This is a genomic window from Phytobacter sp. RSE-02, assembly GCF_040578655.1.
In the GTDB taxonomy this organism is placed as follows: Bacteria; Pseudomonadota; Gammaproteobacteria; order Enterobacterales; family Enterobacteriaceae; genus Phytobacter; species Phytobacter diazotrophicus.
Window position 1 is genome coordinate 38,737 of sequence record NZ_JBEULY010000010.1, and the last position, 15,233, is coordinate 53,969.

Genomic DNA, 15,233 nt, shown 5'->3' on the forward strand with positions numbered 1-15,233 from the left:
GGATGAAACCACTATCACGCGTGAGCGCCGTCAACTGGAACAAGATTCAGGATGATAAAGATCTTGAGGTCTGGAACCGCCTGACCAGTAACTTCTGGCTACCGGAAAAGGTACCGTTGTCGAATGATATCCCCGCCTGGCAGACGCTGAGCCACGCGGAACAGCAACTGACGATCCGCGTTTTTACCGGGCTGACGCTGCTCGATACCATTCAGAATACCGTGGGTGCGCCGACATTAATGGCCGATGCGCTGACGCCCCATGAAGAGGCGGTGCTGTCGAACGTCAGCTTTATGGAAGCGGTGCATGCCCGCTCTTACAGCTCGATTTTCTCCACGCTGTGCCAGACGAAAGATGTGGATGCGGCCTACGCCTGGAGTGAAGAAAACAGCGCGTTGCAGCGCAAGGCACAGCTCATTCTGGAGTATTACCGTGCCGATGATCCGCTGAAGAAGAAAATTGCCAGCGTCTTCCTGGAGTCATTTTTATTCTATTCCGGCTTCTGGCTACCGATGTACTGGTCCAGCCGCGGCAAGCTAACCAATACGGCGGATCTGATTCGTTTGATCATTCGCGACGAGGCGGTTCACGGCTATTACATTGGCTATAAGTATCAGAAAGGGCTGGAAAAAGTCCGCAGTGAAAAGCGTGAAGAATTAAAGAATTTCGCGCTGGAGTTGATGATGGATCTCTACGATAACGAAGTGACCTACACCGAGGACTTATATGCGGAGTCGGGTTGGGCCGAAGATGTGAAAGCCTTCCTCTGTTACAACGCCAATAAAGCGCTAATGAACCTGGGCTATGAGCCCTTGTTCCCGGCGGAAATGGCAGAAGTAAACCCGGCAATTCTCGCAGCCCTCTCACCGGGGGCGGATGAAAACCACGACTTTTTCTCGGGTTCCGGTTCGTCTTATGTGATGGGTAAAGCAGTGGAAACCGAGGATGAGGACTGGGATTTCTGAGCCGCCCGTCTCCCCTCACCCCGGCCCTCTCCCCCCGGGGGAGAGGGAGAAAAACAGGCCGTACCCGGCTTATCTAACCGGCACCGATCCGGTCCCCTCGCCCCGTTGGAACTGAAGGAGCCCCACAAATAGTACGAGCACGGACAATCCCCTCTCCCCTGAGGCTGAGGAATCCCCACAAAAATGCGAGCACGATCGGTCCCCTCTCCTCTTTGGGGAGAGGGTTAGGGTGAGGGGAAATACCCGCGCATTGTTCAATATTATTCCCACTCACTCACTACAAACATTCCGTAATATTTCTTCCGTCATTCTTTCGCCATATTCACCCACAATCACCATCATCGCACCGTAATTTCAGCAGCGAATACGAAAAATCTCATAAAAATGAGATCACCGCTCAGCCCTTATCTCATGGGAAATTCAGGCGATTTTACCCTTGCAAAATTCCGCCAATACAAGTCATGAGGGTTGTCACAGAATCTCAGTATGCTAGGGTATACGCGGTCAATTATTCGCATCAGGTAACATATCGACATAAATAAATAACAGGAAACGTTCTATTGCATGGCAATTAAATTAGAAGTTAAAAACCTATATAAAGTATTTGGCGAGCATCCTCAGCGGGCTTTCAAATATATTGAAAAAGGATTTTCGAAAGAACAAATTCTGGAAAAAACAGGGCTATCGCTTGGCGTTAAAGACGCCAGTCTGGCCATTGAAGAAGGCGAGATATTTGTCATCATGGGATTATCCGGTTCGGGTAAGTCCACAATGGTACGCCTTCTCAATCGCCTGATTGAACCCACCCGCGGACAGGTACTGATTGATGGCGTGGATATCGCCAAAATATCAGACGCCGAACTCCGTGAGGTGCGCAGGAAAAAGATTGCGATGGTCTTCCAGTCATTCGCGCTAATGCCGCATATGACAGTGTTAAATAACACTGCGTTTGGCATGGAATTAGCGGGTGCGAGCGCCAGTGAGCGTCAGGAAAAAGCCTTAGATGCATTGCGTCAGGTCGGGCTGGAGAATTATGCCCATGCTTATCCGGATGAACTCTCTGGTGGTATGCGCCAGCGCGTAGGTCTCGCTCGCGCATTAGCGATTAATCCCGACATCTTATTAATGGACGAAGCTTTCTCGGCGCTCGATCCATTAATCCGTACCGAGATGCAGGATGAACTGGTGAAATTACAGTCGCGCCATCAACGCACTGTGGTCTTTATTTCCCACGATCTGGATGAAGCAATGCGTATCGGCGATCGGATTGCCATTATGCAAAACGGCGAAGTTGTTCAGGTCGGAACACCGGATGAAATTCTGAATAATCCGGCGAATGATTATGTGCGAACCTTCTTCCGTGGCGTGGATATTAGCCAGGTATTCAGCGCAAAAGATATTGCCCGCCGCACGCCGGTCGGCCTTATTCGCAGAACGCCAGGTTTTGGCCCACGTTCAGCGCTGAAGATGTTGCAGGATGAAGACCGTGAATATGGTTATGTGATTGAACGCGGTAATAAATTTGTTGGCATTGTCTCCATCGACTCTCTGAAAACGGCGCTAAGCCAGAATCAGGGTATCGATGCGGCGTTAATCGACTCCCCGCTTGCCGTGGAAGCGGAAACGCCGCTCAGCGAGTTGCTCTCTCATGTTGGCCAGGCACCCTGTGCGGTACCGGTGGTCGGTGAAGAACAACAATACGTCGGCATCATCTCCAAACGGATGCTGCTACAGGCTTTAGATCGCGAGGGAGCAAACAATGGCTGATCAAAATAACCCGTGGGAGAGCGCACCGGCAACCGACAGCGCGGCACAATCGGCTGACGCATGGGGATCATCACCCGCCCCCGCACCAACGGATGGCGGCGGTGCCGACTGGCTCGCCAATGCCCCGGCACCTGCGCCGGAGCATTTTAATATTATGGATCCCTTCCATAAGACGCTGATCCCACTGGATAGCTGGGTCACACAGGGGATCGACTGGGTGGTGACGCACTTCCGCCCGGTGTTCCAGGGCATCCGTGTCCCGGTGGATTACATCTTAAGCGCCTTCCAGCAATTGCTGTTGGGGATGCCTGCACCGGTTGCGATCATTGTCTTTTCACTGATCGCCTGGCAGATTAGCAGCGCCGGAATGGGCATCGCGGCACTGGTGTCACTGATTTTGATCGGCGCTATTGGCGCCTGGTCGCAGGCGATGGTCACGCTGGCACTGGTGCTGACCGCCCTGCTGTTTTGCATCATTATCGGGCTACCGCTTGGCATCTGGCTGGCGCGCAGTGAACGTGCGGCGAAGATCATACGTCCGCTGCTCGACGCCATGCAGACAACGCCTGCGTTTGTCTACCTGGTACCGATTGTGATGCTGTTTGGTATCGGCAACGTGCCGGGCGTGGTGGTAACCATTATTTTCGCCCTGCCGCCGGTGGTGCGTTTGACTATCCTGGGTATTAACCAGGTGCCGGAAGATTTAATTGAAGCATCACGGTCATTTGGCGCCAGCCCGCGCCAGATGTTGTTCAAAGTACAGTTACCACTGGCCATGCCCACCATTATGGCGGGGATCAACCAGACGCTTATGCTTGCCCTCTCCATGGTAGTGATCGCATCGATGATCGCCGTCGGTGGACTTGGTCAGATGGTACTTCGCGGTATTGGCCGCCTCGATATGGGGCTGGCAACCGTCGGTGGCGTGGGGATTGTTATCCTCGCCATCATCCTCGACCGCCTGACACAGGCGATGGGTCGCGATGCCCGCAGCCGGGGTAATCGTCGCTGGTACAGCACCGGCCCACTTGGGTTGATTACTCGCCCATTCATTAAGTAACGATGTAGCCGCCCGGAGACACGCGCTCCGGGCCTACTGAGTCCTGCCTAAAATTGAAGGAATAACAACGATGCGACAGAACATTATTCTCGCCACAGCGTTTGCCACCCTTGTCTCCACCAGCGCATTTGCGGCCGACCTGCCCGGCAAAGGCATCACCGTACAACCTTTCCAGAGCACTATCTCTGAAGAAACATTCCAGACCCTGCTGGTCAGCCGTGGGCTGGAAAAACTCGGCTACACCGTCAATAAGCCCAGCGAAGTGGACTACAACGTCGGCTACACCTCACTGGCGGCGGGCGATGTGACCTTTACCGCCGTGAACTGGCAACCACTGCATGATGATATGTACGCGGCGGCCGGCGGAGATAAAAAGTTCTATCGCGAGGGGGATTTCGTTACCGGCGCAGCACAGGGGTATCTGATCGATAAGAAGACCGCGGAGAAGTACAATATTAAAAGCATCGACCAGCTTAAAGATCCCAACATTGCCAAACTGTTTGATACCAACGGCGACGGCAAAGCAGACCTGACCGGATGTACGCCGGGCTGGGGCTGTGAAGCGGTGATCAACCACCAGATTGACGCCTTTGGTCTGAGTAAATCCGTGGTGCATAACCAGGGCAATTACGCGGCGATGATGGCCGATACCATTACTCGCTTTAAAGAAGGCAAACCGGTGCTCTATTACACCTGGACGCCGTACTGGGTTAGTGACGTACTGAAACCGGGGAAAGATGTGGTCTGGCTGCAGGTGCCATTCTCTTCTCTGCCGGGCGAGCAGAAAAATATCGACACCAAACTGCCTAACGGTATGAACTACGGCTTCCCGGTGAACACAATGCACATTGTCGCCAATAAAGCCTGGGCCGAGAAAAACCCGGCGGCGGCGAAACTGTTTTCCGTAATGAAGCTGCCGATTTCTGATATCAATGCGCAGAATGCGATGATGCACGCCGGTCACGCCTCCGAAGCGGATATTCAGGGTCATGTTGATGGTTGGATCAAAGCCCACCAGCAGCAGTTTGACGGTTGGGTGAAAGAGGCGCTGGCCGCGCAGAAGTAAGGGTTTGGCTTTTTAGTCGCTCTTCCCCTCGGTTTTCTCCCTCTCCCCGTGGGAAAGGAATCCCCACAAAATAATACGAGCACTATCGGTCCCCTCGCCCCTGCGGGGTGAGGGTTCGGGTGAGGGCAATAAACCGCACAAATTCTTAACCGCACTAAGCGACACGCGATCCCTCCCACCTTTTTCTCTTCATTAGTTATTATTGATATCCACGAAAATAATCAGCTAATGAATCTGTCACAGAAAAATGACCAAACAACATCAAGGGCTTAGCCCGGCGCTGATCGCGCTTATGTCCGTCGCCACCGGTCTATCCGTCGCCAGCAACTATTACGCGCAGCCGTTGCTCGATGCGATTGCCCGCGCCTTCGCGCTTTCTCCCAATCAGGCTGGCTTTATTGTCACCGCGGCCCAACTCGGCTATGCGGCTGGCTTGCTGTTCCTGGTTCCCCTGGGCGATATGTTTGAGCGCAGACGGCTCATCGTCTCCATGACCCTGCTGGCCGCGGGGGGGATGTTGATCACGGCCAGCAGCACCACGCTTGGGATGATGGTTCTTGGAACCGCACTGACGGGACTTTTCTCAGTGGTGGCGCAAATCCTCGTTCCGCTGGCCGCCACCCTTGCCGCGCCGGAAAAACGTGGCAAAGTCATCGGCACCATTATGAGTGGCCTGCTGCTTGGCATTCTGCTGGCGCGCACCGTTGCCGGATTACTGGCAAGCCTCGGCGGCTGGCGTACGGTCTACTGGGTAGCCAGCGTGCTGATGGTTATCATGGCGATTGCGCTATGGCGTGGTCTGCCAAAGGTCAAACAGGACAATCACCTGAATTACCCGCAGCTTCTGGGATCGATCTTCACCCTGTTTGCCAAAGAGAAAGTGCTGCGCACCCGCGCCCTGCTGGGCTGCCTCTCCTTCGCCAATTTCAGCATTCTCTGGACCTCGATGGCCTTTCTACTCGCCTCGCCGCCCTTTAACTTCTCAGAAGGAGTGATTGGGCTGTTTGGCCTGGTAGGCGCAGCAGGCGCACTGGGCGCGCGTCCTTTTGGTAGCCTGGCGGACAAAGGCAAAGCTCACCTGACCACCACCGTCTCACTGGGGTTACTGCTTCTCTCCTGGCTGGCGATTGCCTGGGGGCAAAGCTCGGTGCTGGCACTGATCGTCGGTATTTTGGTACTGGATTTGACCGTACAGGGTGTCCACATTACCAACCAGACCGTCATTTATCGCCTCAAGCCAGAAGCCCGTAACCGTTTGACCGCCGGTTATATGACCAGTTATTTCGTCGGTGGCGCGGCCGGATCTCTTATCTCCGCATCGGCATGGCAGCATGCAGGCTGGACCGGGGTGAGTGTTGCAGGCGGCAGTTTCGCTGCCCTTAACCTGTTGGTCTGGTGGCGAGGCTATCAGCCCCCGCAAAAAGCAGAATAAAATCCCGCCCACGCCAGGTCGCAACACCAAAAAACCGGGGTGTTAAGGTGCCCCTGAGTCTGATATGGTTATGCAACTTATTTATCCCGGTGATTTTAACGTGGGTGATATTTAACAAATACTATGGATAGTAGAGATACAACAACCGATCCCTTCCCCGTTGCACTGGCAACCTTTCCGGAAGGGTTCAGAAACCGCCTTCCTGACGTATTACGTTACGTTCCTGTGGCATTCCCATTCGTCCTGAATGCCACGAAGCCAGGTTTTTCGCCACCCGGCGAGTTCATCTCCCGCATCACTCTGTTCTCCATCCCCGCCGCGCCCCTTACGGGCTGCGTTAACGTTTTATTTATCTTTCTGGGGCTGCGTTTCTGGAAAACGCGCAGCCTGATTCTTGCTGGATTATTGCGCGCGCTCGCTTACGGAATCGTCTGGAAATTACTGACAGTTCCATAACTAAAGCAAATTTATTAGAGAAAATAATACATTTACTTTATTTGTCACTGTCGTTACTATATCGACTGCAATTAATGAGGTTATGCCCAAATGGATAGTTCGTTTACGCCCATTGAACAAATGCTTAAATTCCGCGCCAGCCGCTATGAAGATTTCCCGTTCCAGGAAATTCTGCTCACCCGCCTGTGTATGCACATGCAGGGCAAACTGCTGGAAAACCGCAACAAAATGCTGAAAGCTCAAGGGATTAACGAAACATTATTTATGGCGTTAATCACCCTGGAGTCGCAGGAAAATCACAGTATTCAGCCATCGGAACTGAGCAGCGCGCTAGGCTCTTCCCGCACCAATGCGACCCGTATCGCCGATGAGCTGGAAAAACGCGGCTGGATTGAACGCCGTGAAAGCGACAATGACCGTCGCTGCCTGCATCTGCAGTTGACCGAAAAAGGGCATGAATTCCTGCGTCAGGTTCTGCCACCGCAGCACAACTGTCTGCACCAACTCTGGTCTTCGCTGACTACCGCTGAAAAAGACCAACTCGAGCACATCACACGCAAGTTGCTCACTCGCCTGGATCAAATGGACGAAGACGGCACCATCCTTGAGGCGCTGCGCTAACGCTGAGATCCGCTCGAACATCCAGATTGAATAAGAATTCCGTCAGGCCGGCACGTCACACTGCTGGCCTTTCTGACAAAACAGGTCGGCCTTGCCGATATGAAATAATAAGATCGTGGAGAAAAGCATGAGCGCAAATGCGGAGAGCCAAACCCCGCAGCAACCGGTCAAAAAGAAAGGCAAACGCAAAGGCGCCCTTCTGCTGTTGACCTTGCTCTTTATTGTTATTGCCGTGGCATATGGGATTTATTGGTTTTTAGTACTGCGTCATTTTGAGGAAACCGATGACGCCTACGTGGCAGGGAACCAGGTTCAAATCATGGCACAGGTATCCGGCAGCGTGACGAAAGTCTGGGCTGACAATACCGACTACGTCAAACAAGGGGATGTGCTGGTCACCCTCGATGCTACCGATGCCCAACAGGCATTTGAAAAAGCGCAGACCGCGCTGGCCTCAAGCGTTCGCCAGACGCGTCAGTTGATGATCAACGGCAAGCAGCTTCAGGCAAGCATCGAACTGCAACGTACCGCTCTGGCTCAGGCGCAAACGGATTTAAATCGCCGTGTGCCGCTGGGCAACGCCAACTTAATTGGCCGTGAAGAGCTGCAACATGCCCGTGATGCTGTCGCCACCGCACAGGCGCAGTTGGATGTTGCTATTCAGCAATATAACGCCAATCAGGCGATGATCCTGGATACCCGTCTGGAAGATCAGCCTGCGGTAAAACAGGCCGCCGCTGAACTGCGTAACGCCTGGCTTGCGCTGCAACGTACCAAAATTGTCAGCCCGATCACCGGCTATGTTTCTCGCCGTGCCGTTCAGCCTGGCGCGCAGATAAGCCCGACAACCTCACTGATGGCCGTCGTACCGGCCACGGGTTTGTGGGTGGACGCAAACTTCAAAGAAACTCAGCTTGCGCATATGCGTATCGGCCAGACAGCTACCGTCGTTAGCGATCTTTACGGTGATGAAGTGAAATACACCGGCAAAGTGGTGGGTCTGGATATGGGTACAGGCAGCGCCTTCTCTCTGCTTCCGGCCCAGAACGCCACCGGTAACTGGATCAAAGTGGTTCAGCGCCTGCCGGTACGTATCGAACTCGATGCAAAACAGTTGAGCGATCACCCGTTGCGTATTGGCCTCTCTACGCTGGTCAATGTTGATACCACGAACCGTGACGGCCAGGTACTGTCTAGCCAGGTTCGCACCAGCCCGGCCTATGAGAGCAACGCACGTGAGCTTGACCTGAAACCGGTCAATACCCTGATTGAAAATATCGTGAAGGCCAACGCGGGTTAATCCGAGGTACGCGTAATGCAACAGAGAAAACCGCTGGAAGGAGCGCAACTGGTCATTATGACCATTGCGCTGTCACTGGCGACCTTCATGCAGGTGCTGGATTCCACCATCGCTAACGTCGCGATCCCAACGATTGCCGGCAACCTTGGCTCTTCCCTGAGCCAGGGTACCTGGGTTATCACCTCTTTCGGGGTGGCAAACGCCATCTCGATTCCGATAACCGGCTGGCTGGCGAAGCGTGTGGGTGAGGTCAAACTGTTCCTCTGGTCTACCGTCGCTTTTGCTATCGCCTCCTGGGCGTGCGGTGTCTCCAATAGCCTGAGCATGCTGATCTTCTTCCGCGTCATTCAGGGGATTGTCGCCGGACCGTTGATTCCACTCTCACAGAGTCTGTTGCTGAGTAACTACCCGCCCGCTAAACGTTCCATTGCGCTGGCGCTGTGGTCGATGACGGTGATCGTAGCCCCCATTTGCGGCCCGATCCTAGGCGGTTATATCAGTGATAACTACCACTGGGGCTGGATCTTCTTTATCAACGTCCCTATCGGCGTACTGGTCGTACTGCTGACTCTGCAATCGCTGCGTGGCCGTGAAACGCGCACCGAACAGCGCCGCATCGACGGTGTGGGCCTGGCGTTACTGGTGATTGGTATCGGTAGCCTGCAGGTGATGCTCGACCAGGGTAAAGAGCTGGACTGGTTCAACTCCCGCGAGATCATCATCCTGACCATTGTCGCCGTGGTGGCGATAAGCTTTCTTGTGGTGTGGGAGTTGACGGATGAGAACCCGATAGTTGACCTGTCGCTCTTTAAGTCGCGGAATTTTACCATCGGCTGTTTGTGTATCAGTCTCGCCTATATGCTCTATTTCGGCGCGATTGTTCTGTTGCCGCAGCTATTGCAGGAAGTTTACGGCTACACCGCGACATGGGCGGGGCTCGCCTCTGCGCCAGTTGGGGTGATCCCGGTCCTGCTGTCGCCGATCATTGGTCGTTTTGCCCATAAGCTCGATATGCGCAGGCTGGTTACATTCAGCTTTATTATGTACGCCGTCTGCTTCTACTGGCGTGCATATACCTTTGAGCCGGGAATGGATTTTGGCGCTTCCGCATGGCCGCAATTTATTCAGGGTTTCGCCGTGGCCTGCTTCTTTATGCCGCTGACGACGATTACCCTGTCCGGTCTGCCACCAGAGCGTCTGGCGGCGGCGTCGAGCCTGTCGAACTTTGCCCGAACGCTGGCAGGTTCCATCGGGACATCGATCACCACCACCATGTGGACCAACCGGGAATCGATGCATCACGCGCAGTTAACCGAGTCGGTAAACCCTTACAACCCGAACGCGCAGGAAATGTATAACCAGTTGCAGGGGCTGGGGATGACACAGCAGCAGGCATCCGGCTGGATAGCCCAGCAAATCACCAATCAGGGGCTGATTATTTCCGCCAATGAGATTTTCTGGATGTCGGCCGCGGTATTCCTGGTCTTGCTGGGCCTTGTGTGGTTTGCCAGACCGCCGTTTGGTGCTGGCGGTGGCGGTGGTGGCGCGCACTAAGCACCGCTCATTCCGGCAGAAAAAAGCTTTCACCTGAGGGATCTTCGGATCCCTTTTTTATGCCCGCACTCTCAGGTGGTTGTTTTATCATCATAACGCGTGTATCTTTACGCCCGCCCCGAAATCTTCCATTCACCTTAACCGGTTCTGAGCAACGCGCTCAGGTTGTTTATCCCTCTGACGTCGTCCACCCCTTTTGCGGGTGATTGTTAACCTCACATTTTTAACCCACTCAACCTGGCATTCGCACGCCGCGCGGGCGAACAATAATTACACAAAAAATAATGGATTATCATGAATTCACAACGAAAATACGGGAGAACCTGGCACTATCCTTTCTCCCCTGGCACCACCAGCGATGATCGCATCAATGCCGATTACTGGCGTGATGTGCAGTCGATCGCGTCGCTGGTCCATACGGAAAAGCTGGACGGTGAGAATAACTGCCTGAACCGCTATGGCGTTTTTGCGCGCTCGCACGCTGCGCCTACCCAATCCGCATGGACACATAAAATTCGCCAGCGCTGGCAATTGCTGAAAAACGATCTCGGCGATCTCGAACTCTTTGGTGAGAATCTTTACGCCGTCCATTCCATTGAATATCACGCGCTGGAGCAGGATTTCTTCCTCTTTGCGATCCGCTGCCGGGACGTCTGGTTAAGCTGGGAAGAGGTCAAATTTTATGCTGCGCTCTTTGATTTTCCCTGCGTACCAGAGATGAAAGGCCCACAGCCTGGAAACGATGAAAAGGCGTGGCAGCGTGAGTTTCTGGCGCTCACAACCGGCAGTGGCGCATTTGCGCCCTGGGATACCCAGACCGGCAAGCCGTGTACGCTCGAAGGTGTGGTCACCCGCAACAGTGAAGAATTTCCTGTTGATGAATTTGCGCATAATGTCTTCAAGTTTGTGCGCAAAAATCATGTGAAAACCACCGAACACTGGAAGCGCAACTGGCAACGCGCCCGTATGGCGTATGAGTTTGCAGCAGGAGGCACACGATGATCTGGCAGCTAAGCGAAGACAAAAACTGGGCCACTTTACGCCAGCGTTTTAACTGGGTGGAAGAGATGCATCAGGTTCCACAGGATCCCTTTCACCATGCGGAAGGCAATGTAGGGATCCACACCGAGATGGTCCTCAATGCGTTGACAGAAATGGATGCGTATCAGCAACTGCCACGCCAGCAGCAGGAAATAATGTGGGCCGCGGCGCTCCTGCACGATGTCGAAAAGCGCAGTACCACGCACCAGGACGATGAAGGACGTATCCACTCGCCTGGCCATGCCCGCAAAGGTGAGCTCACTGCACGGCATATTTTGTGGCGTGACATCCCGACGCCATTTGCCCTGCGCGAGCAGATTGCAGCGCTGGTGCGTCTGCATGGCCTCCCCTTATGGCTGCTGGAACGCCCGTCGCCTGAGCGCTTACTGCTGAGTGCTGCGATGCGTATTGACACTCGACTGCTGGCATTGCTCGCGCGTGCCGATATGGAGGGGCGTCATTGCGAAGACAAACAGGAGATGCTTGATCGCATTGCTTTGTTTGAGCTCTTTTGTCAGGAGCAGCACTGCTGGGGGCAAGCGCGCCCCTTTGTATCCGATACCGCGCGCTGGCATTACCTGACGCATGAGAACAGCCCGGCAGATTTCGTGCCCTGGGACACAGAGTCCTTCGAGGTGACCTTGCTTAGCGCGCTGCCCGGAATGGGAAAAGATCGCTATATCAGCGAACATTGCAAAGGATTGGCCGTCATAAGCCTGGATGATATTCGCAGGCGACTGGGCGTAAGCCCCGCCGATCGCTCAGCAACCGGGCAAGTCGTACAACTGGCGAAAGAGGAAGCGCGCGTGCTTTTGCGGCAAAAAACGCCCTTCGTGTGGAATGCAACAAACATCAGTCGGCAACTGCGAACTCAGCTTATCAGTCTGTTCACGGCTTACGGGGCGAGGGTAAAAATTGTTTATCTGGAAGTGCCCTGGCCGCAATGGAAAACGCAGAATGCCAATCGCCAGCATGCCGTACCGGAAGAGGTCATTCTGCGCATGTCGTCCAGGCTTGAGGTTCCTCAGCCCGATGAAGCACATTGCGTTGAGTACCGGGTCACGGATACATAACCTAAGCGCCTCCAGTCAGGAGGCGCTTCTTTTGTTATTTCACGATGCCAAGAATTTCGAGGGTTATCTCTGAGGCCACGCCTGGTGGCACAGAACCGGGTATCCCCTGTTCACCATAAGCAAGTTCACTCGGAACGGTGATCCTGACCTTGCCCCCGCTGCCGACACGCAGCAGACCTTGCTGCATTAATTCCGGAAGCTTACTCACCATACCAATTCGTACTTCGCCGACAGAAATGTTCTTTCCGGTACTGATTTTTTCATCAAGCCGGAAACGAACCGTATCGTTTGCGGTTAATAGCGGTGTTTTGCCTTTTTTGATAACCTGGTAAACCACGCCGTTGTGGGTCCGCTCAGCGCCTTTGACTTTCGCAGCCTGCGCAACAAACTGGATGCTCTGTTTTTTGTTACGCTCCCGTTCTCGCTCGTTCGCCGCCCCCACCTGCTGATCAAAACGAGTTAAAGTCTGGCCAATGTCTTCTTCGCTCAGTTGCATCGTGTTGGCGAGCTTATCTTTGAACCCCTGCTGAAAGGCCAGAGGTAAGAACTTGTGCCCGGCATTCTCCAGCACTTTGAATTCATAGAGAACCTTAACCGCGTAATACGCACCGTAGGCATAGTTTATTTTTGCTTCTTCAGACTTGTGCTTTTTGAGTGAGTAGGCGGACTGCTTTGCTTTTACCAGTTCAAGGGAAGTCGCATCGTGCTCCTTTTGTAACGTTGCCAGACTATCCAGCGCCTGCCTTTTCTCTTCGTCGGCTTTTTTGGCCTGCTGCTCAAGTTTAGCAAGACGTGCGAACTGTTCTGCGATCTTGTCTTTGGCAGTATTAAGCTGAGCGAGCTGTTCGCTGTTTTGTTTACTGGCTTGCTCAAGTAGCGTCGCCAGCGTTTTATCGCTGTCAGACTGCTTCGCCAGTTGTTGCTCCAGCAACGCTTTCTGGCTGGTGGCCTCTTTCAGGCTCTGCTCGAGCGTGGCGGTGCGCGCGGTATTCGCCTGCGCGGTTTTCTCCAGTTCGGCGATATTCTTGCCAAGCGCCGCGGTTTTCTCATTTGCTGCGGCAAGCTGGGTGCGCAGCTTTTCAGCCTCCGCACGCTGCGTCGCCAGCGTTTTATCGCTGTCAGACTGCTTCGCCAGTTGTTGCTCCAGCAACGCTTTCTGGCTGGTGGCCTCTTTCAGGCTCTGCTCGAGCGTGGCGGTGCGCGCGCTATTCGCCTGCGCGGTTTTCTCATTCGCTGCGGCAAGCTGGGTGCGCAGCTTTTCAGCCTCCGCACGCTGCGTCGCCAGCGTTTTATCGCTGTCAGACTGCTTCGCCAGTTGTTGCTCCAGCAATAACTTCTGGCTGGTGGCCTCTTTCAGGCTCTGTTCGAGCGTGGCGGTGCGCGCGGTATGCGCCTGCGCGGTTTTCTCCAGTTCGGCGATATTCTTGCCAAGCGTCGTGGTTTTCTCATTTGCTGCGGCAAGCTGGGTGCGCAGCTTTTCAGCCTCCGCACGCTGCGTCGCCAGCGTTTTATCGCTGTCAGACTGCTTCGCCAGTTGTTGCTCCAGCAGCGCTTTCTGGCTGGTGGCCTCTTTCAGGCTCTGTTCGAGTGCGGCGGTGCGCGCGGTATTCGCCTGCGCGGTTTTCTCCAGTTCTGCGATAGTCTTGCCAAGCGTCGCGGTTTTCTCATTCGCTGCGGCAAGCTGGGTGCGCAGCTTTTCAGCCTCCGCCCGCTGCGTTGCCAGCGTTTTATCGCTGTCAGACTGCTTTGCCAGTTGTTGCTCCAGCAGCGCTTTCTGGCTGGTGGCCTCTTTCAGGCTCTGTTCGAGTGCGGCGGTGCGCGCGGTATTCGCCTGCGCGGTTTTCTCCAGTTCTGCGATATTCTTGCCAAGCGTCGCGGTTTTCTCATTCGCTGCGGCAAGCTGGGTGCGCAGCTTTTCAGCCTCCGCACGCTGCGTCGCCAGCGTTTTATCGCTGCCAGACTGCTTCGCCAGTTGTTGCTCCAGCAGCGCTTTCTGGCTGGCGGCCTCATTGGCAGTCAGCTGAAGGCGGGTCAACAGCGTCTGTAATTCTTCTGCCCGCGCGGTCAGTACGCCAACCTGTTTTTCATAGCGACGCGCATTTTCAGCCAGTTGTTTCTCACTCGCCATAAGTTGCTGGTGTAACTGTTTGTTTTCATCCCGGAATGCTTCACCCTGTTCCGTCATAAGGCCCGGCTGTCGATGCTTGAGCGATTCATTCTGCTTACGAAGCGCCTGCAACTCACGCTGCAGAGTACTGATCTTTCGTTTAAGGTTATTGAGTTCCGATTGTTGTGCGGCACTCTTTTTGACGCCTGCGGTACTTTTTGCCTGCGTTGCAGGTGCAGAAGGCGTCATCAAAGGAACAGCAGGCGTAGTACTTTGCGATTTTTCACCCGCATTTTTAAACAGAATATTCGGTTCGGGTGCCAACATCCCTTCTTGCTGCAGCCGTTCAATTAATAACGTTGAGTCAGCCTTAACCATATCTGAGAAAATCACACCCGACATTATTACAGCAATAGATAATAATTTTCTCATAATTTATTCAATTCATTTGCACGCCTTGACATATTGGCAAACACGGCGCTACGCACACGAGCACAAACAATATCAACCTTATTATTTAGCTCAAGCTTAATGATCTCAGAAGAATTTCCATCTATAAGGGATTGATTCTTTTTATATATTGCATAATTATTATTGATAACACTGAATTGTTGCTGGTACTTTTTAAAGGATACGTTATCGAGTGACTTTAATGCCGTAAACATTTGATAGCACTGAACTTCATTCTGCTTTCCCGATGTTGAAGTCAGAGGTATCGATGATTTTTTCGCTGAGCACCCTACCAGCAGTAGTGCGAGTGTCATTATTATTAATCTGACGTGTGATGACCG

General features: G+C 53.7%; 13 protein-coding genes. 11 read left to right on the forward strand and 2 right to left on the reverse strand.

Going from position 1 to position 15,233, the window contains the following annotated elements; genetic code table 11:
* Positions 1-2: 2 nt before the first annotated feature.
* The 11 genes from nrdF to ABU190_RS19420 all read left to right on the forward strand — a co-directional run bounded on the left by nrdF (position 3) and on the right by ABU190_RS19420 (position 12,335).
* Positions 3-965, forward strand: a complete 963-nt coding sequence (gene nrdF / locus ABU190_RS19370; protein WP_354692168.1) for a class 1b ribonucleoside-diphosphate reductase subunit beta — start codon at positions 3-5, stop codon at positions 963-965.
* 564 nt (positions 966-1,529) lie between these two features.
* Positions 1,530-2,732 carry a glycine betaine/L-proline ABC transporter ATP-binding protein ProV gene (gene proV / locus ABU190_RS19375; protein ID WP_039077602.1) on the forward strand — a complete coding sequence of 401 codons (1,203 nt, stop codon included), beginning with the start codon at positions 1,530-1,532 and terminating at the stop codon, positions 2,730-2,732.
* Entirely contained in the window at positions 2,725-3,792 is a 1,068-nt protein-coding gene (gene proW / locus ABU190_RS19380) for a glycine betaine/L-proline ABC transporter permease ProW (RefSeq protein ID WP_354692169.1), read from the forward strand. Before proV ends, proW begins: the two co-directional genes overlap by 8 nt.
* Before the next feature lie 70 nt (positions 3,793-3,862).
* Positions 3,863-4,858, forward strand: coding sequence for a glycine betaine/L-proline ABC transporter substrate-binding protein ProX (gene proX / locus ABU190_RS19385; protein WP_039077604.1), 996 nt, complete (start codon positions 3,863-3,865; stop codon positions 4,856-4,858).
* 247 nt (positions 4,859-5,105) lie between these two features.
* Positions 5,106-6,290, forward strand: a complete 1,185-nt coding sequence (locus ABU190_RS19390; protein ID WP_354692170.1) for an MFS transporter — start codon at positions 5,106-5,108, stop codon at positions 6,288-6,290.
* Between the two features lie 123 nt (positions 6,291-6,413).
* The gene (locus ABU190_RS19395; RefSeq protein WP_354692171.1) at positions 6,414-6,746 is read left to right on the forward strand and encodes a hypothetical protein; all 333 of its coding nucleotides are present in this window, start codon (positions 6,414-6,416) and stop codon (positions 6,744-6,746) included.
* A gap of 90 nt (positions 6,747-6,836) precedes the next feature.
* Complete coding sequence (gene mprA / locus ABU190_RS19400) at positions 6,837-7,367, forward strand: transcriptional repressor MprA (protein ID WP_039077607.1); 531 nt, start codon at positions 6,837-6,839, stop codon at positions 7,365-7,367.
* Between the two features lie 127 nt (positions 7,368-7,494).
* On the forward strand, positions 7,495-8,667 hold the full coding sequence (gene emrA / locus ABU190_RS19405; protein WP_039077608.1) for a multidrug efflux MFS transporter periplasmic adaptor subunit EmrA: 1,173 nt from the start codon (positions 7,495-7,497) through the stop codon (positions 8,665-8,667).
* A 15-nt stretch (positions 8,668-8,682) separates the two neighbouring features.
* Entirely contained in the window at positions 8,683-10,221 is a 1,539-nt protein-coding gene (gene emrB, locus ABU190_RS19410; RefSeq protein WP_354692172.1) for a multidrug efflux MFS transporter permease subunit EmrB, read from the forward strand.
* A 294-nt stretch (positions 10,222-10,515) separates the two neighbouring features.
* On the forward strand, positions 10,516-11,223 hold the full coding sequence (locus ABU190_RS19415) for an RNA ligase family protein (RefSeq protein WP_354692173.1): 708 nt from the start codon (positions 10,516-10,518) through the stop codon (positions 11,221-11,223).
* On the forward strand, positions 11,220-12,335 hold the full coding sequence (locus tag ABU190_RS19420; protein ID WP_354692174.1) for an AAA family ATPase: 1,116 nt from the start codon (positions 11,220-11,222) through the stop codon (positions 12,333-12,335). Before ABU190_RS19415 ends, ABU190_RS19420 begins: the two co-directional genes overlap by 4 nt.
* Before the next feature lie 34 nt (positions 12,336-12,369).
* Here ABU190_RS19420 and ABU190_RS19425 read toward each other — a convergent pair whose 3' ends face one another.
* The gene (locus ABU190_RS19425; protein WP_354692175.1) at positions 12,370-14,874 is read right to left on the reverse strand and encodes an FKBP-type peptidyl-prolyl cis-trans isomerase N-terminal domain-containing protein; all 2,505 of its coding nucleotides are present in this window, start codon (positions 14,872-14,874) and stop codon (positions 12,370-12,372) included.
* Positions 14,871-15,206, reverse strand: a complete 336-nt coding sequence (locus ABU190_RS19430) for a hypothetical protein (protein WP_354692176.1) — start codon at positions 15,204-15,206, stop codon at positions 14,871-14,873. Before ABU190_RS19430 ends, ABU190_RS19425 begins: the two co-directional genes overlap by 4 nt.
* Between the last annotated feature and the right edge of the window lie 27 nt (positions 15,207-15,233).

Bases quoted from the DNA above. Each gene is read 5' to 3' on its own strand.
- ABU190_RS19430 (WP_354692176.1), bottom strand. From the start codon at position 15,206: ATGACACTCGCACTACTGCTGGTAGGGTGCTCAGCGAAAAAATCATCG.
- proV (WP_039077602.1), top strand. From the start codon at position 1,530: ATGGCAATTAAATTAGAAGTTAAAAACCTATATAAAGTATTTGGCGAG.
- ABU190_RS19425 (WP_354692175.1), bottom strand. From the start codon at position 14,874: ATGAGAAAATTATTATCTATTGCTGTAATAATGTCGGGTGTGATTTTC.
- ABU190_RS19415 (WP_354692173.1), top strand. From the start codon at position 10,516: ATGAATTCACAACGAAAATACGGGAGAACCTGGCACTATCCTTTCTCC.
- mprA (WP_039077607.1), top strand. From the start codon at position 6,837: ATGGATAGTTCGTTTACGCCCATTGAACAAATGCTTAAATTCCGCGCC.
- ABU190_RS19390 (WP_354692170.1), top strand. From the start codon at position 5,106: ATGACCAAACAACATCAAGGGCTTAGCCCGGCGCTGATCGCGCTTATG.
- emrB (WP_354692172.1), top strand. From the start codon at position 8,683: ATGCAACAGAGAAAACCGCTGGAAGGAGCGCAACTGGTCATTATGACC.
- proW (WP_354692169.1), top strand. From the start codon at position 2,725: ATGGCTGATCAAAATAACCCGTGGGAGAGCGCACCGGCAACCGACAGC.
- ABU190_RS19395 (WP_354692171.1), top strand. From the start codon at position 6,414: ATGGATAGTAGAGATACAACAACCGATCCCTTCCCCGTTGCACTGGCA.
- proX (WP_039077604.1), top strand. From the start codon at position 3,863: ATGCGACAGAACATTATTCTCGCCACAGCGTTTGCCACCCTTGTCTCC.
- emrA (WP_039077608.1), top strand. From the start codon at position 7,495: ATGAGCGCAAATGCGGAGAGCCAAACCCCGCAGCAACCGGTCAAAAAG.
- ABU190_RS19420 (WP_354692174.1), top strand. From the start codon at position 11,220: ATGATCTGGCAGCTAAGCGAAGACAAAAACTGGGCCACTTTACGCCAG.
- nrdF (WP_354692168.1), top strand. From the start codon at position 3: ATGAAACCACTATCACGCGTGAGCGCCGTCAACTGGAACAAGATTCAG.